The 24,904-nt window shown below is 58.0% G+C and carries 22 protein-coding genes; 12 read left to right on the plus strand and 10 right to left on the minus strand.

Annotated features, from left to right (window positions below; translation table 11 throughout):
- Positions 1 to 9: 9 nt before the first annotated feature.
- The 6 genes from ACR0AG_RS16660 to pyrH all read right to left on the minus strand — a co-directional run bounded on the left by ACR0AG_RS16660 (position 10) and on the right by pyrH (position 6,383).
- Positions 10 to 1,125, minus strand: a complete 1,116-nt coding sequence (locus tag ACR0AG_RS16660) for an NUDIX domain-containing protein (RefSeq protein WP_480840936.1) — start codon at positions 1,123 to 1,125, stop codon at positions 10 to 12.
- A gap of 31 nt (positions 1,126 to 1,156) precedes the next feature.
- On the minus strand, positions 1,157 to 1,597 hold the full coding sequence (locus ACR0AG_RS16665; protein WP_480840938.1) for a TrgA family protein: 441 nt from the start codon (positions 1,595 to 1,597) through the stop codon (positions 1,157 to 1,159).
- Between the two features lie 21 nt (positions 1,598 to 1,618).
- Positions 1,619 to 2,827 carry a class I SAM-dependent methyltransferase gene (locus ACR0AG_RS16670; RefSeq protein ID WP_480840940.1) on the minus strand — a complete coding sequence of 403 codons (1,209 nt, stop codon included), beginning with the start codon at positions 2,825 to 2,827 and terminating at the stop codon, positions 1,619 to 1,621.
- 61 nt (positions 2,828 to 2,888) lie between these two features.
- On the minus strand, positions 2,889 to 4,322 hold the full coding sequence (locus ACR0AG_RS16675; RefSeq protein WP_480840942.1) for a cryptochrome/photolyase family protein: 1,434 nt from the start codon (positions 4,320 to 4,322) through the stop codon (positions 2,889 to 2,891).
- 42 nt (positions 4,323 to 4,364) lie between these two features.
- Complete coding sequence (locus ACR0AG_RS16680; protein ID WP_480840944.1) at positions 4,365 to 5,591, minus strand: aminotransferase class V-fold PLP-dependent enzyme; 1,227 nt, start codon at positions 5,589 to 5,591, stop codon at positions 4,365 to 4,367.
- A 39-nt stretch (positions 5,592 to 5,630) separates the two neighbouring features.
- Positions 5,631 to 6,383, minus strand: a complete 753-nt coding sequence (gene pyrH / locus ACR0AG_RS16685) for a UMP kinase (protein ID WP_170571867.1) — start codon at positions 6,381 to 6,383, stop codon at positions 5,631 to 5,633.
- A 97-nt stretch (positions 6,384 to 6,480) separates the two neighbouring features.
- Here pyrH and miaA point away from each other — a divergent pair, with 97 nt between their 5' ends.
- Positions 6,481 to 7,377, plus strand: a complete 897-nt coding sequence (miaA, locus tag ACR0AG_RS16690) for a tRNA (adenosine(37)-N6)-dimethylallyltransferase MiaA (protein ID WP_480840946.1) — start codon at positions 6,481 to 6,483, stop codon at positions 7,375 to 7,377.
- Positions 7,378 to 7,407: 30 nt separating this feature from the next.
- Here miaA and ACR0AG_RS16695 read toward each other — a convergent pair whose 3' ends face one another.
- Complete coding sequence (locus ACR0AG_RS16695; RefSeq protein ID WP_480840948.1) at positions 7,408 to 7,593, minus strand: hypothetical protein; 186 nt, start codon at positions 7,591 to 7,593, stop codon at positions 7,408 to 7,410.
- A gap of 112 nt (positions 7,594 to 7,705) precedes the next feature.
- Here ACR0AG_RS16695 and ACR0AG_RS16700 point away from each other — a divergent pair, with 112 nt between their 5' ends.
- The 4 genes from ACR0AG_RS16700 to ACR0AG_RS16715 all read left to right on the plus strand — a co-directional run bounded on the left by ACR0AG_RS16700 (position 7,706) and on the right by ACR0AG_RS16715 (position 14,200).
- The gene (locus ACR0AG_RS16700; RefSeq protein WP_480840950.1) at positions 7,706 to 9,376 is read left to right on the plus strand and encodes an ABC transporter substrate-binding protein; all 1,671 of its coding nucleotides are present in this window, start codon (positions 7,706 to 7,708) and stop codon (positions 9,374 to 9,376) included.
- 121 nt (positions 9,377 to 9,497) lie between these two features.
- The gene (locus ACR0AG_RS16705) at positions 9,498 to 10,544 is read left to right on the plus strand and encodes an ABC transporter permease (RefSeq protein ID WP_480840952.1); all 1,047 of its coding nucleotides are present in this window, start codon (positions 9,498 to 9,500) and stop codon (positions 10,542 to 10,544) included.
- 13 nt (positions 10,545 to 10,557) lie between these two features.
- Entirely contained in the window at positions 10,558 to 12,021 is a 1,464-nt protein-coding gene (locus tag ACR0AG_RS16710) for an ABC transporter permease (protein WP_480840954.1), read from the plus strand.
- A 91-nt stretch (positions 12,022 to 12,112) separates the two neighbouring features.
- Positions 12,113 to 14,200 (plus strand): dipeptide ABC transporter ATP-binding protein, encoded by a 2,088-nt coding sequence (locus ACR0AG_RS16715; RefSeq protein ID WP_480840956.1) that lies wholly within the window; start codon positions 12,113 to 12,115, stop codon positions 14,198 to 14,200.
- 52 nt (positions 14,201 to 14,252) lie between these two features.
- Here the strand turns inward: ACR0AG_RS16715 and ACR0AG_RS16720 are convergent, their stop codons facing one another.
- Positions 14,253 to 14,834: a lytic transglycosylase domain-containing protein gene (locus ACR0AG_RS16720; RefSeq protein WP_480840958.1), complete on the minus strand. Its 582-nt coding sequence runs from the start codon at positions 14,832 to 14,834 to the stop codon at positions 14,253 to 14,255.
- 203 nt (positions 14,835 to 15,037) lie between these two features.
- Here ACR0AG_RS16720 and ssb point away from each other — a divergent pair, with 203 nt between their 5' ends.
- Complete coding sequence (ssb, locus tag ACR0AG_RS16725) at positions 15,038 to 15,520, plus strand: single-stranded DNA-binding protein (RefSeq protein ID WP_480840960.1); 483 nt, start codon at positions 15,038 to 15,040, stop codon at positions 15,518 to 15,520.
- Between the two features lie 15 nt (positions 15,521 to 15,535).
- Positions 15,536 to 16,606 carry a site-2 protease family protein gene (locus tag ACR0AG_RS16730; protein ID WP_480840962.1) on the plus strand — a complete coding sequence of 357 codons (1,071 nt, stop codon included), beginning with the start codon at positions 15,536 to 15,538 and terminating at the stop codon, positions 16,604 to 16,606.
- Between the two features lie 9 nt (positions 16,607 to 16,615).
- Here ACR0AG_RS16730 and aroB read toward each other — a convergent pair whose 3' ends face one another.
- Both aroB and ACR0AG_RS16740 read right to left on the minus strand, forming a co-directional pair.
- Entirely contained in the window at positions 16,616 to 17,728 is a 1,113-nt protein-coding gene (gene aroB / locus ACR0AG_RS16735; RefSeq protein WP_480840964.1) for a 3-dehydroquinate synthase, read from the minus strand.
- Positions 17,729 to 18,316, minus strand: a complete 588-nt coding sequence (locus ACR0AG_RS16740) for a shikimate kinase (RefSeq protein ID WP_480840966.1) — start codon at positions 18,314 to 18,316, stop codon at positions 17,729 to 17,731.
- Between the two features lie 79 nt (positions 18,317 to 18,395).
- Here ACR0AG_RS16740 and ACR0AG_RS16745 point away from each other — a divergent pair, with 79 nt between their 5' ends.
- From ACR0AG_RS16745 to ACR0AG_RS16765, 5 genes are all read left to right on the plus strand, one after another.
- Positions 18,396 to 18,545: a hypothetical protein gene (locus tag ACR0AG_RS16745; protein ID WP_480840968.1), complete on the plus strand. Its 150-nt coding sequence runs from the start codon at positions 18,396 to 18,398 to the stop codon at positions 18,543 to 18,545.
- Entirely contained in the window at positions 18,535 to 20,055 is a 1,521-nt protein-coding gene (locus tag ACR0AG_RS16750; protein ID WP_480840970.1) for a hypothetical protein, read from the plus strand. The genes ACR0AG_RS16745 and ACR0AG_RS16750 overlap by 11 nt, the downstream gene beginning before the upstream one ends.
- A 2-nt stretch (positions 20,056 to 20,057) precedes the next feature.
- Entirely contained in the window at positions 20,058 to 21,014 is a 957-nt protein-coding gene (locus ACR0AG_RS16755) for a site-specific tyrosine recombinase XerD (RefSeq protein WP_480840972.1), read from the plus strand.
- Positions 21,015 to 21,077: 63 nt separating this feature from the next.
- Positions 21,078 to 22,385 (plus strand): HlyC/CorC family transporter, encoded by a 1,308-nt coding sequence (locus ACR0AG_RS16760; protein WP_480840974.1) that lies wholly within the window; start codon positions 21,078 to 21,080, stop codon positions 22,383 to 22,385.
- Between the two features lie 101 nt (positions 22,386 to 22,486).
- Positions 22,487 to 24,904 (plus strand): GcvT family protein, encoded by a 2,418-nt coding sequence (locus tag ACR0AG_RS16765; protein ID WP_480840976.1) that lies wholly within the window; start codon positions 22,487 to 22,489, stop codon positions 24,902 to 24,904.

Below are 24,904 nucleotides of genomic sequence, written 5' to 3' on the forward strand. Positions count from 1 at the left end.
GCAAGATAGTCACACCCGCAGGCGCCCCCGGTGCCGGGCGAGCCAATGCGCAAGTGTCAGCAGCGGCAGGTCCTTGAAAACATTGCGATCCACCAGATCAATGAACTCCGCAAAAGGCATTATTTTGCTGCGAATATCCTCACCTTCCTGAGCCAATCCGCCGCCTTGGACCGTTTCGGTCAGGTCGCCCAGCCCGACAAAGAGGTGCACATACTCCGTAGACGACCCGCTTGAGGCATAGGCCCCGCCCGCGCATTCGAGCCCCGTAAACCTGATCCCCGCTTCTTCCCACGCTTCACGGTGGGCCGTTTCTTGCGGAGTTTCGCCAGGATCGATCATTCCGGCGACAGGTTCCCACATCCACGGCTCGGGGTCGTCAATCAGGTAGAGCGGTGCCCGAAACTGTTCCACCAGCAGAACCACATCGCGCACAGGGTCATAAGGCAGCACGACCACTGCGCTGCCTTGCATCAGAGCACTGCGCCTGAGAACCGGGCCCATCGCGCCGTCATATTGCCGATGCTGCAGCTCGGCCTCGTCCATACCGAAATAGTCGACATAGGCATGCGTAAGACTGTGCAACCTGACATCCCTGGCCACATCGCGGCTGTCACCGGTTTTGCGCGCGCGGGCGGCAAGCCGGGCCCAGGCCCGCGTGCGGATGGCCGGAAAGCTCTGGGCAATCTTGGCCGGATCGACCTTGCCGAAAAAGCTCATGACCTCTGCTGCAGCCAGCAGAGAGACCGGCCCCCAGTCTTCTACCCAGCGGTCCAGCGACCAAAGATGATCGTGGTCCCATTTTTCCGGTCTGGGAAAAAACACTTGTGCCGTGACCTGAGCCCCGTCCGACGTTGTCACAGACATATTCTGCAGATCATAGTCGAACCCGGCCTCATAAAACGCCAGACGTGACAGCTCATGATCCGTGAGCCCGCGCACCAAAACCCCGGTGGCCTCGGACCCCGGAGACGACAGGATCATCGGGAAAGGCTGATCCTTAACGGCATAGACAACGTGGTCAGACAGCTTTGCTTCGACTGCGCCCAATGCCTCGGACGGGCGTCCCAAAACCAGCTCCAGCAATGGGGTGTGGCGGAGCGTTCCGTAGAAAAACAAATCGGCCAAAACGTGAAATTCTCGCTTGGGATAAGGCGGCTTAGTTCCAGCGCCGCGCGGCAATCTCGGTCAACAATCCCGCGATGACGGCGCCAACCAGCAAGGTCCAGATGATGTTCGACGCCCAAAGCTGTTCCGAGAACGCAAATGACAGCTGAAAGATCGCCATAATGGCCTCGAGCGGGCCGTCAAAACGGTGACGCATCGCCTGCCGAAACATCTCGTAGGTGCCCTGAACGAACACGCCCCAAAACACCAAAGCAGCGACGCCAGTCAGCCCGTTATTGATACCTGCAGTCCAACCGCGCCCGGCTCGCCAGCCCATGATTTTCCAACCGCAGGCGATACCGAGGATGATGTTCACCATGGTGAAATATCCGTAGGATTTTCCCTCTTCGCCGTTGGCAATGATCATCGACGATACGAGGAACGCGATGATCACAAGACAGATCGAAGCTACAAGTCGTGCGGCGGTAGGCATTAATTCAGTCCGTCCCTTACTTTAACTCGGCTTTGCTATTGTGATCTGTGTCACATCGCAATTGCCGGTGTCAAAGGCTGCGCCGCATGCGGTCAAATAATAATTCCACATGCGGCGGAAACGCTCATCAAAGCCCAATTCGGCCACTTGATCCCATTTGGCGTTAAACGTTTCGTACCAACGCCGCAGGGTCAGGTCATAGCTTTTGCCAAATTCCTTGGACTGCACCACGTCAAGCCCGGCCTCGACGATCTGTTCCCGCAGGATTTTCGGCGCGGGCAGCATGCCACCCGGAAAGATGTATTTCTGAATGAAATCAATGCTGTTCCTGTAAACATCCCATCTATGATCCGCCACCGTGATGATCTGCAACGTGGCTTTGCCACCGGGCTTCAGCCGCTCTCGAACAGTGTCGAAGTAGACCGGCCAGTATTTTTGACCCACCGCTTCAAACATCTCAATCGAGGCGATGCCGTCATATTGACCGCTCTCATCGCGGTAGTCTTGCAACTTGAACTCAACAAAGTCAGAAAGTCCTGCTTTTTCAATACGCTCCCTGGCGTACTTCAACTGCTCCTGACTGATCGTCAAACCCGTGACCCGCAAGCCACGTTCTTTAGCTGCATATTCCGCAAATCCGCCCCAACCGCAGCCGATCTCAAGGATGTGGTCACCGGGCTTGGCACCCATTTCATCAACGAGGCTTGCGTATTTTGCCGTCTGCGCCTTTTCCAGGCTTTCCTGTCCGGTCTCAAAGATCGCGCTGGAATAGGTCATCGTATCGTCCAGCCACAACCCATAGAAATCATTACCCAAATCGTAATGATATGAGATATTCTTCTTGGCCTGCGATCGGTTGTTGCGGTGCAACCAGAACCGCAGCCTTTCGTAGGCGCGGACAAGCACTTTGCCTGTGAAATCGTCATAGACCGTTTCATTGCCCAGATGCACCAGATCCATAAAGGCCCTCAGGTCGGGTGTGCTCCAATCGCCTTCAAGATAGCCGTCCGAAAACCCAAGCTCGCCCTCGCGGACCAGGCGCGCGAAGATATCGGGATCATGTATGTCAACTTGGGCAATCGGGCCCGGTTTGGGCCCTTCGGCCCGAAAAACACGGCCATCCGGTAAGGTGATATCCAGACGGCCCGCCTGCATACTGCACACCATCTTGAACACCTGAACAAAATATCTCGGCAGGTTTTCCTGCCCGTCCGTGGTCGTAAGGAACATCCGCTCTCCTCTTTGCGGTCGCAGCCTCAGGCTAGGGCGGGAAATTGTTTCTGGCAAGTTTTCAGTTCCTTACAGGTGTTTTGAGCGTTTGATACAACTCCAGCGCGTGCCTGCGGCCCTCGGCCAATTCCACTACGGGACGCGGGTACAAATCATCCGGCGACAAGGCCCAGGATCGAGGGACAGCATCGAAATAGGACAAAGCCTCGACCCCCGGGTTGCTTTGACCCTCCGCAATCCATCTGCGCAGATAGGCTGCGTTCGGGTCGAACCGTTCCCGCTGTGTCTCGGGATTAAAGATGCGAAAGAACGGCGCCGCATCCGGTCCAGATCCCGCAACCCATTGCCATCCGAGCGCATTTGCCGCCGGATCCCAATCGATCAGGCAATCGGCAAACCAGTTCATCCCGATCTTCCAATGCGTTGCCAGGTGCTTGGTCAGATAGCTCGCTACGATCATCCGCACCCGATTGTGCATACGCCCGGTAACATACATCTCGCGCAGTCCGGCATCGATGATCGGAATTCCCGTACAGGCCTGTTGCCATGCGCGCACGGGTTCGGAATGCGCATCGGTGTTCCATGGGAAGTTATCCCATTCGGGACGCCAATTCTCCGACAGAATATGCGGCGTGTTGCACATCAATTGATAGGCGAACTCTCGCCAAACCAGCTGTCTGAGAAATGGTTCGGTGCCTGAAACGCCGGACATGGCGGCATTCTGCACCGCGTGCCATATGGTGCGCGGCCCGATTTCGCCCAGAGACAGATATTCGGACAATCGCGAAGTGTTGGGTTTGTCCGGGCGGTCACGGTCCTGCGCATAATCTGAGACGATGTCCAGAAAGCTATGTAAACAGTCCAGGGCGGCGTTTTCGCCGGGGTGCACATGGGATCGAACCACGGCAGCGCCCCGCTTCATCCCGCTGCCCAGTTTCCAGTCGTCCAATTGGTCCGAGGCTGGCCAGACCTGTAATGGGCACAACGCCCCCGGAAATACCGCAGGCAAAGACACATCGCGGGTTCGTACCGACCGCCACATCGGGGTGAACACGCGAAAGGGCTGATCCGACTTTGTTTTGACGTCCCAGGGCTCAAACAGAAGATGCCCGGCAAAGGAACGCGCGTGAATGCCGCGTGCTGTCAGGTCGGATTTGATCTGCGTATCCCGCTCGATCGTGGCCGGATCATAACAACGGGACCAAAACACCGTATCTGCGCCAGTTTCCGCGATAAGCGCGTTGAGAACATCCAACGCCCGACCGCGCCGCAAAATCAACCGACTGCCGCGACCGCGCAGCGTTTCCGCAAAAGTCCGCAAGCCCAGTTCCAGCCGCCATTTCGGAGCGGCCCCAAGGCCCTGGATCAGATCATCACAGATATAGAGCGGCAAGATGGGGCGACCCGATTGCACGGCTGCGTCCAACGCCGGATGATCGGACAGGCGCAAATCGCGCCTGAACCACAGGATGACGGGTTTCTGCTGATCACTCATATCCGGCCTTTTTCGGGGGTACGAACCCACCACCGGATTGGATCAAAAAATGCGCTCAAGCGCTTCCAAAAGCTGATCAATTTCGGCTTGAGAGGTATAATGCGTGAAGCTGAGGCGCAAAACGCCCTGAGCTTCGTCCACACCCAGGGCGTTAAGGGCGCGGTTTGCATAAAAGTCTCCGCCACCGGCCATGATGCCCAAATCGGCCAGCTTTGCCGCCACGGGCTCAGCCGGTCCTGACAGGGCCAAAGCAACCGTCGGCGCGCGCGCAGACGCATCGCTCGGACCGATCAACCGAACCGCGTTCCTGTTCTTCACCGAGTCCAGAACGGGTTGCAACAGGGTCACTTCATGGGCTCGCATCAGGTCATGGGCAAAAGCACCACGCTCGGCTGCAGTACCGCCCGGCCCGCTATGGTGGTCGCAGAGCAAGTCCATGTAATCCACCATCCCGGCACAGGCCGCGATCTGCGCATGATCCGGACCGGCGGGTGTGAATCGTTTGTACAGCGTGCCGCCGTTGAAATAGTGTGCCTGATTGGGCAGCAACTCACCCAGATTGCGGCGGATGACCATACAGCCCTGATGCGGGCCGTAGGTTTTGTAGGCCGAAAACAAATAGATATCCGGCCCAAGCTCTCCGACATTCGGGAACCCGTGCGGGACATAAGATACCCCGTCAACGCAGACAAACGCCCCTGCCGCGTGCGCGATGGCGGTGATCTCGGTAATCGGATTGATCTCACCCACCACGTTCGAGCAATGCGGGAAGCAAACGAGACGCACAGAGTCGTCCAGAAGGTTTTCAAGATCCGCAGGATCCAGCGATCCGGTTTCGGGGTTGATCTGCCACTCCCGAATGTCGATGCCGTCTTCCTGCAGACGCCGCCAGGGGCCGGAATTGGCCTCATGGTCCTGATTGGTCACCACGATAGCCTCGCCCGGTTTCAGCCATTTACGAAATGCTTGCGCCAGAACATAGGTATTTTGCGTGGTGGATGGCCCAAAGCTCAATTCATCCCCGTCGACGCCCAGCATCGCGCTGAGGCGGGTTCGCGCCTCGTCCATCTCTTCCCCGGCAAGGCGACTGGCTTCATAGGTCCCATAGGGTTGCACTTTGCGCTCTGTGTAAAAGCGAAACAGCCGGTCGATCACCGGTTTGCAGGTATATGACCCACCCGCGTTTTCGAAAAACGCCTGACCTTGAAGGTCAGGTTCGGAAAACGCCGGAAACTGGGCGCGTACAAAATCGATATCCAGAGTGGTCATGCCCTGCCCCGTGTTGTTGGTTCAATACTGGTGCCTGTATCAGCCCTGGACCTTGGTATAGGTCCCCTCACCCGCCAAAATACCGCGGAAGCCGCCGGGCTCATCCAGGCCAAAGACGATCAGTGGCAGGTTGTTGTCGCGCGCCAACGCAATGGCCGATGCATCCATGACCCGCAGGCGTTTGGCCAAGACGTCGTCATAGGTCACGGTGTCATAGCGGACCGCATCCGGGTTGGTCTTGGGGTCCTTGTCATAGACGCCATCGACCCCGTTTTTGCCCATAAAGATGGCCTCGCACGCCATTTCGTTAGCCCGCAACGTCGCAGCTGTATCGGTTGTGAAATAGGGGTTCCCGGTTCCGGCGGCAAAGATGCAGACACGCTTTTTCTCAAGGTGGCGCACCGCGCGGCGACGGATATAGGGCTCGCAAACCTCGTCCATCCGGATGGCCGAGATCACCCGGGTAAAGACGCCAACGCCTTCGAGCGCGGACTGCATGCCAAGCGCGTTCATGACCGTTGCCAGCATGCCCATATAGTCGGCCGTTGTCCTCTCCATCCCCTGCGCGGAACCAGAGAGCCCGCGAAAGATATTGCCACCGCCGATGACCATGCAAATCTCGACGCCCAGATCGTGTACCGACTTTACCTCTTGCGCGATGCGCTGAACGGTGGGGGGATGCAGGCCAAAACCCTGATCCCCCATCAATGCTTCGCCGGAAATCTTCAACATCACGCGCTTGTATTTGGTTTTTGGGGTTTCAGTTGAATCTGTCGATTGGGAAAGGGTCATGTTGCGCTCCGGGCTGGCACGGGGTTATTTTCCGGCGCAAAATGAAGCAAATCGTCTGCGGGTTCAATGCGGATGATACGGAATAAGGCAGGCGCTCATGGCCGAAGACGCTGAGACCCGGATTTGGGATCGCCTGGGCGACCTGCCCGAGGACAAACCGATCCTGATTGCAGGGCCCACGGCCTCGGGGAAATCCGCACTGGCCCTTGCACTTGCCGAACGGTTTGGCGGCGTCATCGTCAACGCGGATGCAAGCCAGGTCTACGGATGCTGGCGCGTAATCTCGGCCCGACCATCAGCAGAAGAAGAGGCGCAGGCCGCACATGCCCTTTATGGCCATGTCGCGTACGATCAGCCGTATTCTACGGGTCATTGGTTGCGAGAGGTCACGCCGCTTTTGTCCGCTGGACCCCGCCCGATTATCGTGGGCGGCACGGGTTTGTATTTCACCGCGCTGACCGAAGGCATGGCGGAAATCCCCCCAACGCCAGCGCCGGTTCGCGCCGAGGCCGATCAGTTGAGCCTTGCGGTACTGATTGCGGGCGTCGACCCACAAACATTGGACCAACTGGATCAGCGCAACCGGGCACGGGTTCAACGCGCCTGGGAAGTTCAAAAAGCCACCGGAAAGCCGTTGGCTGAGTGGCAGGCCGACACACCCGCCCCAACGCTTGAGCTTGCGAAAGCTGTTCCCATCGTTTTTGACGTCGACAAGGATTGGTTACTAGACCGCATCCATCGCAGGTTCGATCAGATGTTGGATATGGGCGCGTTGGATGAAGTTGCTGCAATGCGCGATCTCTATGACCCGACGCTGCCTTCGTTCAAAGCCATCGGAGTGCCCGAGCTTTTGGCGCATCTTGAGGGCAGAATGACATTGGACGAGGCGCGCGAAAAAGCGACGATAGCGACACGACAATTTGCCAAAAGGCAGCGCACGTGGTTTCGCGCGCGCATGAAATCCTGGATCCGTATCAGCGCTGCGGACAACTGATCAGCACTCGCCCGCTATTTTTCCATTACATTACAGATATTTAATCAGAAACGGCTGCCATTCTGAATAGCGATAGCCGTCACTGCGGTGCAGGTTTAGCCACTTGAAATGGCCCTTCACATACAACTCATCTTTCTGACCATATGTCGTTTTTCGCCTCTGGATGACGATTTCGAACATTGACGGCAGGAAAAAACTGGTGCCGAATACCGCCATGGGGATGACGCAAACTCACGAAATCAAGTCCTTCAATGTACCGGCCTGTTCTGATCAGGCCGCGTAACGCAAAAACTCAGCAAAAAATACATCAGATCACAGGGAGAGATCTATGAGTAACCAATCAGCAACCGAAGCGCAGGTGCACTGGGCCGCCAAGATGCACGCGCAAGAATACCGCGATGGCAATCTCAGCCGTCGCGAGTTCATGGCCCGCGCCACCGCATTGGGCGTCGCCGCCCCGACAGCCTATGGCCTGATCGGTCTGCAATCACCGGCAGCAGCGCAGGAACCTCAGCGCGGCGGGACCATCCGCTATCAGATGGAAGTACGCGCGCTGAAGGATCCGCGCACCTATGACTGGACGCAGATTGCTACCTATACAGCTGGCTGGCTTGAGTATCTTGTTGAATACAACAACGACGGTTCGTTCAAACCTATGCTGCTGGAAAGCTGGGAGGCCAATGACGACGCCACCGAATACACTCTGAACGTCCGTAAAGGCGTGAAGTGGAACAACGGTGACGATTTCACCGCCGAAGACGTTGCGCGCAACATCACCGGCTGGTGTGACAGCGCGCTGGAAGGGAACTCGATGGCGTCCCGTATGGCGTCTCTGATCGATGAGGGCACTCAGCAGGCCGCAGATGGCGCGATCACAGTCGTCGACAGCCACACTGTGAAGCTGAAGTGTAGCGCACCAGACATTACGATCATTCCGGGCATGGCCGACTATCCGGCGGCGATTGTGCACTCCAGCTTTGACGCAAATGACATGCTTGGCAATCCGGTCGGCACAGGGTTCATGAAACCTGAAAGCCACGAAGTGGGCGTAAAGGGCGTTCTTGTGCGCAACGAAGACCACGATTGGTGGGGCTATGAGGCCGGCAAAGGCGGCTATATCGATCGCATCGAATTCATCGACTACGGCACTGACCCGGCCGCGTTCCTGGCAGCCTATGAGGCCGAAGAGATCGACATGAACTGGGAATCGGTTGGCGAATTCGTCGACATCTTTGACGGCATCGGACTTGTACGTTCTGAGATTCCGTCAGGCTTTACCATCGTGATCCGCCCGAACCAATTGGCCGAGGATGGCAATGGCAATAAGATCTACGGCGACAAGCGCGTGCGTCAGGCTCTGGCCATGGCGGTCGACAACGAGGTGTGTCTGGAGCTGGGTATGTCTGGATATGGTATTCCTGCCGAAAACTGCCACGTTGGTCCGATGCATCCCGAATATGACTCGGCTGTGACCCGCATTCCCTATGATCCCGCCGGTGCCAAAGCAATGATGGACGAAGCGGGCATGGGTGATTTTGAGCACGAAGTGCAGTCGATCGACGACGACTGGCGCCGCAACACCACCGCCGCCGTGGTGGCGCAGCTGAATGACGCCGGCATCAAGGCAAAGCACACGGTTCTGCCCGGTTCGACCTTCTGGAACGACTGGACGAAATACGCGTTCTCTTCGACCAATTGGAACCACCGCCCGCTTGGGACACAAGTTCTGGCGCTGGCCTACAAGTCTGGCGTGGCATGGAACGAATCCGGCTTTGCCAATGATGAGTTTGACAAGCTTCTGGCCGAAGCGAACTCGCTGGCCGATGTGGACATGCGCCGTGAGGTTATGGCCAAGCTTCAGGCGATCATGATCGACGAAGGCGTGACCATTCAGCCCTATTGGCGGACAGCCATGCGCCACCATCGCGACAACATGGTGGGGGTCGAAAAACACATCGCGGACCTGCCGCAGCTTTATAAGTTCGGCCTTCTGTCCTGATCCAAGAAACGAGAGGCCGCGCCATACTGGCGCGGCTTTTTCGTCATCGCATTAGCGATCAAAAACACAGCAACGCGCAGGACACTAAGCAGCCAGCGCTAGCCTACCAACAGGGGCTAACATGGGACTATTCATACTAAGGCGCGTCGGCATCATGCTGTTGACAGCACTGTGCCTGACATTTCTGGTCTTCTTTCTGACCAACCTGTACCCGAACCTCGAAAAGCTTGCGAAGACGCAGGGCAATTTCCGGATGTCTGACGAGCAGGTCGAGAGCTATCTGAGCAAAAACGGATACCTGCAATCGACGCCCATCAAATACGGCGAGTGGCTGGGTGTATTGCCCTCATATCGGCACACCAACGAGGACGGAACCGTTCAGGGGCGCTGCATTCTGCCGGGACAATCCGCCGAAGAGGCCCCCAATTTCTGTGGCATTCTGCAAGGGTATTGGGGCTATTCCACGGTCTTCAAAGAAGAGGTTTCAACCGTTGTTGGAAATCGGCTGGCGCTGACCGGTCGACTGATGTTCTGGGTTATGCTGCTTATGGTCCCATCGGCCCTGATCCTGGGCATTCTGGCAGGGATGAAAGAGGGTTCGGCCACGGACCGTACCCTGTCCACCTTCGCCATCACGACTACGGCAACGCCGGAATACGTCTCGGGCGTGATCTTTATCGCGATCTTCACCTCGTCTGCTGTCGGGTTGAAATGGTTCAAGGGCACAGCGACGCAAGCAATGGAGAATCCCACGTTTGAGAATTTCTTCTTACCGGTTCTGACAATTGCGCTGTACGGAATGGGCTATATCGCCCGCATGACCCGCGCCTCGATGACCGAGGTGATGACTGCGCAGTACATCCGCACCGCACGGCTCAAGGGGGTGTCCTTCCCGAATATCGTCATGAAACACGCGCTGCGCAACGCGCTGATCGCGCCGTTCACCGTCATCATGCTGCAGTTCCCATGGCTGCTGAACGGTGTGGTGATCGTCGAGACCCTGTTCAACTACAAGGGCTTCGGCTGGGCGCTGGTACAGGCGGCGGGCAACAACGACATTCAGCTGTTGCTGGCGATCTCGGTCGTGTCGGTCTTTGTGGTGCTGGTGACTCAGCTGATCTCGGATATCGGCTATGTCTACCTCAACCCGCGCATTCGCATTTCATAAGGGAGGATAGGACATGGAACCTTTAACCTGGACCGGCTCTATCGCCTTTCTGAACCCTTTGCTTGCCCTGGCGCTTGCCTTGATGATCCTTTCGATCCTCGTCTGGATGCTGGCCAGCATTGTGCTGCCCGAAGATCAGATGACCGTGAACGCGGACGGCACGCTCAGCTCAAGTTCGGGCTTGCGGAACATGATCAGTGCGGCGCTGCGCTATAGCTTTTTGGCCAGCGTGGCCTTGGCCGTCGCCTACATTGTGCTGGGCATCCTGCTGGGGACAAACGCAGGGATAATCGGTGCGATTTCCCGGCAATTCCTACCAGTTTGGCTGTCGCTGATCATTCTCTATGCGATGTCGATCGCCTTCAAACGCAAGCTTGGCCTTTATGGCAAGTTGTTTGACAGCCCCATTGGCATGATCGGGTTCGGCCTCGTGATGTTCTGGGTGTTCACCGGAATATTTGGCGCGCTTGATCTGATCGTGACGCACGATCCGCTTGCACAGCTTTCCGGCATGAAAAACAAGGTGCCCGGAACGCCGCTGGCCAGCCCCGAGGATGGCCAATATGCCTGGTACCTGTTGGGTGGCGACAACCTTGCCCGTGACGTGTTCAGCCGCATGGTCAAAGGTGCATGGATCGTGGTGCAGATCGCGCCGCTTGCGACCATGTTTGCCTTCATGGTCGGGATCACTCTGGGCCTGCCCGCCGGATACTACGGCGGACGTCTGGATACGTTCTTGTCCTTCCTGGCAAACCTGATCCTGGCCTTCCCGGTGATCTTGCTGTTCTACCTGCTGGTTACACCCGAAATCGTGGCGACCGGTGTGCCGAACTATATGGCTGCTGTGCTGTTCATCTTCCCGATCCTATTCCTTGGCGTTCTGCTGAACTCGCGCTTTTACACGCGCCCCAGTTTTCGCACGCCATTGCTGATCGGGGTGTTGGGCGTTGCGTTCTGGCTGTACCTGTCGCTGATTTCAACCGAAGGATACATCATCAACACGGATACATACGGGATTTGGGGCCTGCCCACCTATCTCGATCTGTTTGATATTCCCGGCGGTATTCTGGTGGTCTTTGTCTCGGTTGTATTCGTGAACTCACCCACGGTGTTCCGCATCGTGCGCGGGCTGGCACTGGACATCAAAACCCGGGACTATGTGGCGGCGGCGCAAACCCGTGGCGAGGGCCCGTGGTATATCATGCTGTGGGAAATCCTGCCCAACGCCCGTGGCCCGCTGATCGTCGATTTCTGTCTGCGCATCGGCTACACCACCATCCTTCTGGGAACCTTGGGGTTCTTCGGGCTCGGCCTGCCGCCGGAAAGCCCGGATTGGGGTTCGACCATCAATGAGGGGCGCAAGCTCTTGTCGATCTACCTGCACCCTGCCCTTCCGCCTGCGCTGGCGCTGTTGTCTCTGGTTCTGGGATTGAACCTGTTGGCAGATGGCCTGCGCGAAGAAAGCCTGAAGGACTGATGTAAGAGCGGCCGGGGGCATCGCCCCCGGATCCTCAGAGTATTTTAGCCAGATGACGGGGTTCCCCTGACTCTCGCGAGGAGTAAGCAAGATGAACAAACTGGCAGATTATGACGGGCCAATTCTTGAGATCGACAAGCTGTCGATTTCCTTCTTCACCCGTCTTCGCGAAATTCCGGCGGTGATGGATTTCTCGGTCAGTGTACAACCAGGCGAGGCTGTTGGACTGGTGGGTGAATCCGGATGTGGCAAATCCACCGTGGCGCTGGGCGTCATGCAGGATTTGGGCAAGAACGGGCGCATCGTCGGTGGCTCGATCAAGTTCAAGGGTCGTGATCTAAGCGAGATGACGACCGAGGAACTGCGCGACATACGCGGCAATGAGATCGCGATGATCTATCAGGAGCCGATGGCATCGCTGAACCCCGCCATGAAGATCGGCAAACAGCTGATGGAGGTGCCGATGATCCACGAGGGCGTCGGCGCGGAAGAGGCCTATGCCCGCGCGCTGGAAGTCGTCACCGATGTGCGCCTCCCTGACCCAGAGCGGATGTTGAATTCCTTCCCGCATCAGTTGTCGGGCGGTCAGCAGCAGCGGATCGTGATTGCGATGGCGCTGATGTCGAAACCGGCGCTGTTGATCCTGGATGAACCGACAACGGCACTGGACGTGACCGTAGAGGCCGCCGTTGTCGAACTGGTCAAGGATTTGGGCAAGAAATACGGCACGTCGATGCTGTTTATCTCGCACAACCTTGGGCTGGTTCTGGAAACTTGCGACCGGCTGTGCGTAATGTATTCCGGTGAAGCGGTCGAGCGTGGATCGATCAAGGATGTTTTCGACGAAATGCAGCATCCTTACACGCAGGCGCTGTTCCGCTCGATCCCCCTGCCCGGCGCTGACAAGAACGCGCGCCCCTTGGTGGCCATCCCCGGCAACTTTCCTTTGCCGCATGAGCGTCCCCCGGGGTGTAATTTCGGCCCGCGCTGCGACTATTTCGAAGAAGGGCGCTGTGACGCGCAGGACATTCTGATGCAGGCGGTGCCCGGCAACGATCGGCATCACACACGATGCCTGAAATTCCAGGAAATCGATTGGAACGCCCCGATCACCGTCGGCGAACAAAAGGAAAAGGCCGAGATTGGTCGCACCGTTCTGAAGATGGACAACCTTAAGAAATACTATGAGGTTGCAGCGAACGCCTTGTTTGGTGGTGGCGAGACCAAGGTTGTCAAAGCCAATGAAACATTGAGTTTCGAGGCCCACGAGTCCGAGACCCTGGCCATTGTGGGCGAATCCGGTTGCGGCAAGTCCACCTTTGCGAAGGTTCTGATGGGGCTGGAAACGGCCACCGACGGGCAGATCCTGCTGGACAATCGCAACATCGAAGCCGTGCCCATCGAAGAGCGTGACGCCAAGACGGTTGGCGAGGTTCAGATGGTGTTCCAGAACCCGTTCGATACGCTGAACCCTTCGATGACCGTTGGCCGACAGATCATCCGTGCCTTGGAGATTTTCGGCGTCGGCAACTCGGAAGCCGAGCGTAAGAAGCGGATGCTGGAGCTTTTGGATTTGGTGAAACTGCCGCGTGCCTTCGCCGACCGGATGCCACGCCAGCTGTCTGGCGGGCAGAAGCAACGGGTCGGTATCGCCCGCGCATTTGCCGGTGACGCACGCATCGTTGTGGCGGATGAACCGGTCTCGGCCCTGGATGTGTCAGTGCAGGCGGCGGTGACCGATCTGTTGATGGAGATCCAGCGCGAGCACAAGACCACACTGCTGTTCATCAGCCACGACCTGTCCATCGTGCGCTATCTCAGTGACCGGGTGATGGTGATGTATCTGGGTCATGTGGTCGAGCTGGGCACAACCGATCAGGTCTTTGCCCCGCCCTATCACCCCTATACCGAAGCGCTGCTGAGCGCCGTGCCGATTGCTGATACGTCGGTCGAAAAGCAGCACATCGTGCTTGAAGGCGACATTCCGTCGGCCATGAACCCGCCTCCGGGCTGTCCGTTCCAGACCCGCTGTCGCTGGAAATCCGAAGTGCCGGACGGGCGCTGCGAATCCCATGTGCCGCCGGTGAAAACTCTGGCCGAGGGGCATCAGGTCAAATGCCACCTGGCCGAGGATATTCTGGCAAGGATGGAGCCGGTTATCAAAGTTGCGGCGGAATAAAACACCAAAAGGCCGGTTTAAAACCGGCCTCTTTTCTTCGCCTCTGGTCGGCTTAACCGCCCCAAATGACTTTGACGTATTTCTGGGTTTCCTTGTAGGGCGGAACGCCGCCGTGCCGTTCGACCGCTTCGGGGCCCGCATTGTAAGCAGCCAAGGCTAGCCGCCAGGATTTGAACTTGCGATATTGCCAGGACAGATACCGCGCGCCGCCTTCCAGGTTCTGGATCGGGTCATGCGGGTTGACGCCCAGCAACTGAGCGGTCTGTGGCATCAACTGTGCCAGCCCCAGCGCACCCTTGTGAGAAACCGCACCGGGATTCCAACCGCTTTCCTGCTGCACGAGACGTAAGAACAGCTCTTCCGGGACATTGTGCTGACGGGCAGCCTTACGGGCGTGTTCAAGGAATTGACCCTTGTAATTGCCGGTATAGCGCTTTTGAAAGGCGCCGCCATCCTTGCGCTTGGGCTTCAACCGCTCAGAATCGCGATATTGCGTTGCGGCCCGGCCATCCAGCACTTTGGATTGTTTGAGAAAGATCGCCTGACGGCTCTTTGACGACAATGCCTGCGCTTGCACTGCGCCCGTTGTCAGACACAGGCACACAGCCACAACACCACCAACCAGAACACGCATCAAGCCAATCCCGCTCGTTCAACAACCAGACGGAGTATAGGTATTTCACCCGGAAATGAAAGCTTGGTTAACATTGCGCTAAGAGTATCGCGTTCACAGTTGCCTTATGATCCGTGTTCCAACCAAGGCGCAGGCCGTATAGTGTTGACCGGGAAATCGGCACCAGATTCGGGTGCACAAGATACGAAAGAACGAGGGAATTTATGGCGGGATCAGTCAACAAAGTCATTCTGATTGGCAACCTTGGTGCCGACCCAGAGGTGCGGTCGTTCCAGAATGGCGGAAAAGTGTGCAACCTGCGCATTGCAACCTCGGAGACATGGAAAGACCGCAACACCGGAGAGCGTCGGGATCGCACGCAGTGGCATTCAATCGCGATCTTCTCTGAACCTCTGATCCGCGTGGCCGAACAGTACCTGCGCAAAGGCAGCAAGGTTTATGTCGAAGGCCAGTTGGAAACCCGCAAATGGCAGGACCAATCCGGTCAGGACCGGTACACCACCGAAGTTGCCCTGCGGCCCTATCGCAGTGAATTGACCATGCTGGACAGCCGTGGTGAAGGTGGTGGCGGAAGCTATGGCGGCGGTGGTCAGGCCGGTGGTGGCTATGGCGATCCCTACGGTGCCCCCTCGGGCGCACCCGCACCTGCATCCGGCGGAATCGACGACGACGAGATTCCGTTCTAAAACGGAGACATAATCATGGCATGGTCCTTCTCTGTTGGTCGGATGCTTGGCTCCGAACTGAGGGTCCATGTCACCTTCTTCCTGCTTTTGATCTGGATCGGATTTTCCGCTTATTCAAGCGGCGGGTTGTCTGCGGCAATTGACAATGTGTTGTTTGTCCTCGCCCTTTTTGCCTGTGTGGTGGCCCACGAATTCGGGCATGCGCTTATGGCGCGCAGGTTCGGCATTCGCACGCCCTATATCACGCTTTTGCCGATCGGTGGTTTGGCGCGTCTGGAACGGATGCCTGAAAATCCCATGCGAGAGATCTGGGTTGCGCTGGCAGGACCGGCGGTAAATGTGGCGATCTGGCTAGTGCTTGTCCTTCTCGGCGCCGGCTGGCCGATGGATATGCTTAGGCAGGTCGATTCCACGCATGCTGATATGCTGGAGCGTCTGGCGTCCCTGAACCTTTTGCTGGCGGTGTTCAACATGATCCCGGCCTTTCCGATGGATGGCGGGCGGGTGTTCCGGGCGCTGCTGTGCCTGAAAATGGATCGCGTCAAGGCGACGCGCTTTGCCGCCCTGGGTGGACAGGTTGTGGCCTTTGGGCTGGGCTTTCTGGGGCTATCCTCTGGCAACCCTATACTGATCCTGATCGCGATTTTTGTGTTCATCGCCGCAAACGCGGAAAGTCAGGACGTGGCCCTACGATCGGTCGCGCGGCGTGTACTGGCGCGGGACGCGATGATCACCGAATTCCTGCCACTCTCTCCCAGTGATACGCTCAACGCAGCCGCGCAGGCGGTGATCCACACGACGCAGCACGAGTTTCCGGTTCTGGATGCCGACCGAAACCTGAAAGGGTTTGTCACCCGTGATCGTTTGTTCTCGGCCCTCGCCGAAGAGCGCCCGCGCTCGGATCTTGCGACCACGATTATGGAGACCGAAATCCCAAAGGTGTCCCTGACAGCGAGCCTGAACAGGGTACTGGACGCGCTTCACAAAGGTGCGCCCGCTATAGCCGTTTGCAGCGAAAACGGGCCGATGATCGGCTATATCACACGCGAAAACATCGGTGAGCTGATGGTGATTCAAGGGCGCTGAGCCCCTTGTTCAACGCGTGGACAGCGCGTCCTCCAGAACAGAGAGCACGGAATTCCGCGGCACATCCGACGTGACAAAGGCCTGACCGATCCCGCGCGCCAGGATAAATCGCAATTGGCCGTCGATGACCTTTTTGTCCTGCGCCATCAGATCCACCAGGGCTTTGGCATTCGGCAACTCTCCAGGAATATCGGCAAGGTCGGTTTTCATCCCCATGGCGCGCAGATGCGCGCGCACGCGGCTGGGGTCTTCCTGCGCGCACAGGCCCAGACGGGCGGAAAGCTCGAAAGCCAGCGCACAACCGATGGCCACACCCTCGCCGTGCAGCAAGCGGTCGGAATACCCAGTGGCAGCCTCCAGCGCGTGGCAGAACGTATGGCCCAGATTCAACAGCGCGCGGTCACCCTGTTCGGTCTCGTCCCGCTCGACAATCTCGGCCTTCATCTGAACTGATCGTGTCACAGCCTGTACCCGTGCTGCCATATCACCACCGGCAAGCGCGGGGCCATTGGTTTCAAGCCAGTCGAAGAACGTGGCATCCCCCAACAGCCCGTATTTTACGACCTCGCCATAACCCGCCAGAAAGTCACGCGCGGTCAGTGATCCCAAAACCGAGGTGTCCGCCAACACCAGCGAAGGTTGATGAAACGCACCGATCAGGTTCTTGCCTTGAGGCGCGTTGATCCCGGTTTTACCCCCGACCGAACTGTCGACTTGCGCCAACAGTGAGGTCGGAATTTGCACGAACCGCACGCCGCGGCGCATGACAGCGGCAGCGAATCCAGCAAGATCACCAATGACGCCGCCACCGAAGGCGACAACGACATCGCGGCGTTCGACCTTTTCGGCCAACAGCCATTCAACCGCGCGTTCAAAATGCGGCCAGCTTTTGGTGGCTTCCCCGGCGGGCAAGGCCAGCGCGGTCATGTCGACACCGGCGGTCGCCAACCCATCGCGCAAGGCCTCTAGGTGCAGGCCGGCGACCGTCTCGTCGGTCAAAACCGCCACTTTAGGGCGCGGCAAAAGCGGCGCAATGCGCGCGCCCGCCTGTGCCAGAAGATCAGGCCCGATCTCAACATTGTAAGACCGGTCACCAAGCTCAACGCGTACTGTCTGATGCATTTATTTCAGTTCCAAAACATCCGGGCGCGTCAGCAAGGCCGCCAGAACCCGGTCTACCATTTCGTCAATCGCCGTTTCGCCATCCGACATGGCCTGCAGGTCCGCTTGCTCATAAACCGGCACGCGCGCCTCATACAGCGTCCGCAAAGTCGCATAGGGATCTGCGGTCCGCAAAAGCGGTCTAGTGTCCTTGTGCCGAACACGGTTCCACAAGACCTCAAGATCGGCGCGCAACCAGACCGAGACGCCCTGCTGTGAAATCAAGCTGCGGTTTCCACTGGACAAAAAGGCGCCTCCCCCGGTGGACAGAATGCCTTTTTTCTCTTCCAGCAATCGGGCAATCACCTGCGTTTCCTTGCTGCGAAAGAACGCCTCGCCATCGCGCGCGAAGATTTCGGGGATGGACATATTGGCCGCCGATTCGATCTCGGCGTCGCTGTCGAGGAACGGAACGTTCAGTCGCGTGGCCAAGGCACGGCCCACCGCCGTCTTGCCAGCGCCCATCATGCCAACCAAAACCACGGTTTTGTGCAGATCATAGCTCTGCGCCGTGTCGTCGCGCCGGGTGGTATGCTTTATTTCGCTCATTTAAACGTGAATGACGTGATCTCGGCAAAAATGCCAGTTATAACTTGGTCAAAATCAAAAATTGAGGCAGCGTTGACCCATGGGCCGTCTAATCAAGTTCCTGCTGTACCTAATCTGCCTGTGCTTTATCGCATTGGTCGGGTACGCCTATGTCGGACCGTTCTTTGGTGCTGATTTTTCGGCACCGCAGGACGAAATTCGCGAACCGGTCATTTTGAATGCGGACTAAGGCCACCCTGCTGGCGCTTTTTCTGGCCGGAACCGCGCAGGCGCAAGAACCTTTGTCGGTTATCGAATGGCTGTCTGAGGCGCCTGAAAACCTGCCGGGTACGGTGCTGCTGGAACCGCCGGTGACGGATACGGGAACACAGCCGGAAATCTCGGTCACTCCGCTTGAGGCACTGTCGTCACCGCTTGGCCTGGTATCGTCGTCGGTCACCGGGCTGCCCGTGGACCTGTGGCAGAGCAGCGATCCGAAACGTCTTACCCAACTGCTTGAACAGGTATCGGTCAAATCAAACCCCGCAATGCAACGGTTGTTGTTTACCTTGTTATTGTCCGAAGCGCGCGCGCCCGCGGGCTCTGAAATGCCCGACGAATTGCTGATGGCGCGGCTGGATCGTCTGATGCAATTGGGGGCCGCTGATCCGGTTCAATCTCTTGTTCAACTCGCAGGTCCCACGGACACTCAGGAACGGTTTCAAAGGTGGTTCAATGCAACCTTGCTGACCGGAGACGAAGACCGCAGTTGTACTGCGTTGATCGCACAGCCCGGCCTGTCGCGCGACTATTCCGCGCAAATCTTTTGCAAGGCGCGGCGTGGCGATTGGGCATCGGCGGCATTGACGCTTGAGGCCGCCCACGCGCTTGAGGTTTTGCCCCCAGAAGATCTTGCCCTGCTGGATCGCTTTCTCAGCCCGGAATTGTTTGAGGGGGCTGAATATCTGCCGGTTCCTGAACATCCTGACCCTCTGGCGTTTCGGCTGTTCGAGGCGATTGGCGAACGGATGCCAACCGCCCCGTTGCCGCGTGCTTTTGCCAATGCGGATCTTAGGGATGTCGCGGGATGGAAAGCCCAGGTCGAAGCGGCGGAACGCCTGACCCGTATCGGCGCGCTCACGCCCAACCGGTTGCTGGGGCTTTATACCGAACGCTCACCAGCCGCGTCCGGTGCGGTCTGGGATCGGGTTTCAGCGGTGCAAAAGTTCGAAAAGGCGCTGCAATCGGGCAAGCCTGCCGCGATATCGAAGGCACTCACAACCGTCTGGCAACAGATGCAGAAAGTGGGGCTTGAGGTTCCGTTTGCCGAGCTGTTTGCCGACCGGCTGGCCAACGTCACCTTGAAGGATAGCGAAGCCGAAAATCTGCGCTGGCGCATCCTGTTGCTGTCCGAAAACTACGAACGCGCGGCCCAGATACAGCCCAATGGCCCAACCGCAAACGCGTTTCTGGCTGCGCTGGCGATGGGGGATCCCGGGCGGGCGCCATCGCCTTCTCCGCTGGCGGATGCAGTGGCCGAAGGATTTGCCTGGTCACCTCCGATCCCTTCGGACATTGATGCCATGCTGCGCAACAACCAGCTTGGCGAAGGTATTCTCGAAGCGATGGTGCTGTTTGCCCATGGCTCTCGCGGCAATCTGGTCGACCTGACAGCGGCAATCGCCACCCTGCGTCGGGTCGGGTTGGAGGACACCGCACGCCGTGCTGCCCTGCAGCTTATGATCTTGAACGGGGCCTGATCATGTCGGCCCCGGCCTCTCAGGACCTGTGGATATCCACCTTTCTCGAAGCGCAAGCGGCAGAGCTGGGCGCTGCCACCAACACGCTGTTGGCCTATGGTCGCGATCTTAAGGATTTCTCGGCTTGGCTGGAAAGGCGCAAATCGGATTTTGCCCGGGCAGACCGGGATCAGATCGAAGGATATCTGATCGATTGCGATGCCGAGGGCCTGTCGAGATCCACACGCGCGCGCCGCCTGTCTGCCATCAAACAGATTTACCGTTTTGCGTTCGAGGAAGGCTGGCGCGACAACAACCCTGCCATACAGATCAAGGGACCCGGTCGCCAGAAACGCCTGCCCAAAACGCTCGATGTGCCAGAAGTGGATCGCCTGCTGTCCGCAGCGCGCCAGACCGGGCGCAACGCATCGGACAAACTGCGCAACACATGTTTGATGGAGTTGCTCTACGCTACCGGCATGCGCGTCACCGAGCTTGTGTCCCTGCCGGTGTCATCGGCCCGGGGCGATCCGCGGATGTTGCTGATCCTTGGCAAAGGCGGCAAGGAACGGATGGTGCCACTGTCGCCCCCTGCCCGCGACGCGCTGAAAGAATGGTTAAAACAGCGCGATGAGGCCGAAGATCAGGCGGTTGCCAAAGGCGCGCAGCGGTCGCGGTTCCTGTTCCCCTCGCGCGGGAAATCCGGCCATCTGACTCGGCATCGGTTCTTCCTGCTGGTCAAGGAATTCGCCGTTCAGGGCGGTGTTTCACCGGAAAAAGTCACGCCTCACACGTTGCGCCATGCGTTTGCTACGCATCTGCTGACCAACGGTGCAGACCTGCGCTCGATTCAGACGCTGCTGGGGCACGCGGATGTGGCAACAACCGAAATCTACACGCATGTTCTGGATGAACGGCTGTCAGAACTGGTGCTGGAACATCACCCGTTGGCGAAAGATGCACCCGAGGACAAGGGCTAACCCCTTGATCAGACGCAACCGCACCCCCATAACGGATGCAGAAACAAACACACACAAGGACCAATGGAACCCAGCCCTTCTTTGCTCGATAGCGCCTTTTGGATCTCCGCAGGCTCTATCCTTTTGCTGCTCGTCTTGTCGGGCTTTTTCTCAGGATCTGAAACGGCGCTGACCGCATCTTCGCGGGGCAAGCTTCGGGCACAGGCGGATAAGGGGTCTCGTGGCGCGCAAAAGGCGCTGGATATCACTGACGACAACGAACGTCTGATCGGTTCGGTGCTGTTGGGCAACAACCTTGTGAACATTCTGGCCGCATCGCTTGCGACAGCCCTGTTCACACGCCTCTTTGGTGAAAGCGGCGTGGCCCTTGCGACACTGGTCATGACTTTCCTTGTTCTGATTTTTGCCGAGGTGCTGCCAAAGACCTATGCGATCACCAATTCGGAAAAGGCCGCAGCGGCGGTTGCACCGGTGATCAGCGTCGTCGTGACGGTGTTTTCCCCCATCGTGGCCGCCGTGCGCGTTCTGGTGCGCGGTGTCTTGCGTCTGTTCGGTGTTCAGATTGACCCGGATTCCAACATTCTGGCGGTGCGCGAAGAGATCGCAGGCGCCTTGCAACTGGGCCATTCCGAAGGTGTGGTCGAAAAGGAAGATCGCGACCGTATCCTGGGCGCGCTGGATCTTGGGGATCGTGCAGTCGAAGAGATCATGCTCCACCGCTCAAACATCGAGATGATCGACGCCAATGATGAGCCCGAGGCGATCCTGAAACAGTGTCTTGAAAGCCCTCATACCCGCCTGCCCGTGTTCCGGGACGAGCCCGAAAACATTGTGGGCGTGGTTCACGCCAAAGACCTGTTTCGCGCCATGTACGCCAAGGTTGGCGGTGCGGACGGAGATACAAAACAGCTCAAGAATTTTGATATCTCAAAGGTCGCCAACGATCCCTATTTCGTGCCCGAAACCACCACGCTGGACGATCAGATGCGAGAGTTCCTGCGGATGCACAGCCACTTCGCGTTGGTCGTGGACGAATATGGATCTCTGCGCGGTCTGATCACGCTGGAAGACATTCTCGAAGAGATCGTAGGCGAAATCGCGGATGAGTTCGATCTTGAAGAAGACGTCCCGGTCACCCGCACAGAGGATGGCCAATATCTTGTCGAAGGTGCCATGACGATCCGCGATGTGAACCGCGCGTTGGACTGGTCCCTGCCTGACGAAGAAGCCAATACCGTGGCCGGTCTTGTCATTCACGAGGCCCAGATGATCCCGATCGTCGGTCAGGTGTTTTCCTTTCATGGCTTTCGGTTCGAAGTCACGGCTAAAGAAGGAAACCGGATCACCGGCCTTAAAGTTCGCCCTCTCTGACCTGCCGTTGACACTTCGTTAAAAACGACATCATCTGTCGCTTGCGCGGCAGATGACCCAAGCCTGAGCTTGCACCTTCGCGAAATATTCAGGAGGTCCAGATGAAGAATACAGCTCAGGTGGTGGTGATTGGTGGTGGCGTTGTGGGCTGCTCGGTGTTGTATCACCTGACCAAGCTGGGCTGGTCGGATGTCATGCTGCTGGAACGGTCCGAGCTGACCTCGGGTTCAACCTGGCATGCCGCGGGTGGGTTTCACACCCTGAATGGCGATACCAACATGGCCGCACTGCAGGGCTATACGATCCGCCTGTATAAAGAGCTGGAAGAGATCACCGGGATGTCCTGTGGTCTGCACCATGTCGGCGGCGTGACGCTGGCCGACAATCAGGACCGGTTCGACATGCTGCTGGCCGAGCGTGCCAAGCACCGGTTCATGGGGCTCGAGACTGAAATCGTCGGCCCGGAAGAGATCAAGAAGATCGCTCCCATAGCCAATACCGACGGCATTATCGGCGCGCTTTATGATCCGTTGGACGGGCATTTGGACCCGTCGGGCACGACCCATGCCTATGCCAAGGCGGCGCGCATGGGCGGCGCCACGATTGAAACCCATTGCATGGTGCGTGAAACCAACCAACGTGCCGACGGCACCTGGGATGTGGTCACTGACAAGGGCACCATTCACGCCGAACACGTCGTGAATGCAGGTGGCCTTTGGGCGCGCGAGGTGGGCGCGATGGCCGGCATATATTTCCCGCTGCACCCGATGGAGCATCAGTATCTGGTGACGGACTCAATCCCGCAAATCGAAGCCATCATCGACGCAGGTGGCGAGCACCCGCATGTCATGGACCCGGCCGGCGAAAGCTATTTGCGTCAGGAAGGGCGTGGACTTTGCATCGGGTTCTATGAACAGCCCTGTAAACCCTGGGCCGTGGATGGCACGCCATGGGATTTCGGACACGAACTGCTGCCCGATGATTATGACAAGATCACCGACAGTATCGAGTTCGCATATCAGCGTTTCCCGGTTCTGGCCGAGGCCGGCGTCAAATCCGTGATCCACGGGCCGTTTACTTTTGCACCCGACGGCAACCCCTTGGTCGGGCCGGTTCCGGGCGTCCGCAACTACTGGTCCGCTTGTGGTGTCATGGCCGGGTTCAGCCAGGGCGGTGGCGTTGGCCTGACGCTGGCGCAGTGGATGATCGACGGCGAACCCGAGCGTGACGTCTTTGCCATGGACGTTGCCCGGTTCGGCGACTGGATCAGCCCCGGCTACACGCGGCCCAAGGTCATCGAGAACTATCAAAAACGCTTTAGCGTTGCCTACCCGAATGAAGAACTGCCTGCAGCACGGCCCAACCGCACCACGCCGATGTATGACATCTTCAGCGACCTTGGCGCGGTCTGGGGGCAACAATACGGGCTTGAAGTGCCGAATTATTTCGCAACAGGCAACGAACCAAGCTATGAAACACCCTCGTTCCGCCGCTCTGACGCCTTTGCCGCCACAGGGCGCGAGGTCAAAGCCGTGCGCAACGGCGTTGGCATCAACGAGGTCCACAACTTCGGCAAGTACCGCATCACCGGTCCTGACGCCCGCGCGTGGCTGGACAGGATCATGGCGGGTCGCATTCCGAAACCCGGCCGCGTGTCGCTGACCCCGATGCTGTCACACAAGGGCAAGCTGATCGGGGATTTCACGGTGTCCTGCCTGTCGGAGACCGAGTTTCAGGTGACGGCCTCTTACGGAAGTCAGGCGTTTCACATGCGTTGGTTCCAACAGAACGCCCAAGCGGATGTGCAGATCGAAAACATCAGCGACCAGCGCACAGGGTTTCAGATCGCCGGGCCCAAAGCCAAGGCCGTTCTTGCAGCGTGTACCCGCGCGGATCTTTCGGAGTTCCGGTTCATGGACGTGCGTCGGATCACGGTCGGTATGACGGACTGCATCGTCCAAAGGCTCAGCTACACCGGGGATTTGGGGTTCGAGATTTATTGTGATCCGATGGCACAGCGACAATTGTGGTGGACCCTTTGGCAAGCCGGACAGGCGCATGGAATGGCCCCATTTGGCATGCGCGCAATGATGAGCCTGCGTCTGGACAAATTCTTTGGCTCGTGGATGCGAGAGTTTTCGCCAGACTACACCGCGGCGGAAACCGGGTTGGACCGGTTCATTTCTTTCGCCAAGAATACCGACTTCATTGGGCGAAACGCAGCAGAGGCGGAACGGAACCAAGGTGTCGGACGTCAGCTTACCGCCTTCGAAGTCGATGCCGATGATGCGGATGTGAACGCCTATGAACCGATTTGGCTGAACAGCTCTGTGGTGGGGTTCTGTACCTCTGGCGGCTATTCCCACACCGCGCAGAAATCCATTGCGCTCGGCTTTCTTCCAACGGACCAGATCACGGACGGGCTGGCGGTTGAGATCGAGATTCTGGGGCAAATGCGCAAGGCTAAGGTCATCTCGACCCCTTTGTTTGACCCTGACGGCAGCCGAATGAGGGGATGA

This window comes from Ruegeria sp. H6 (assembly GCF_056532975.1).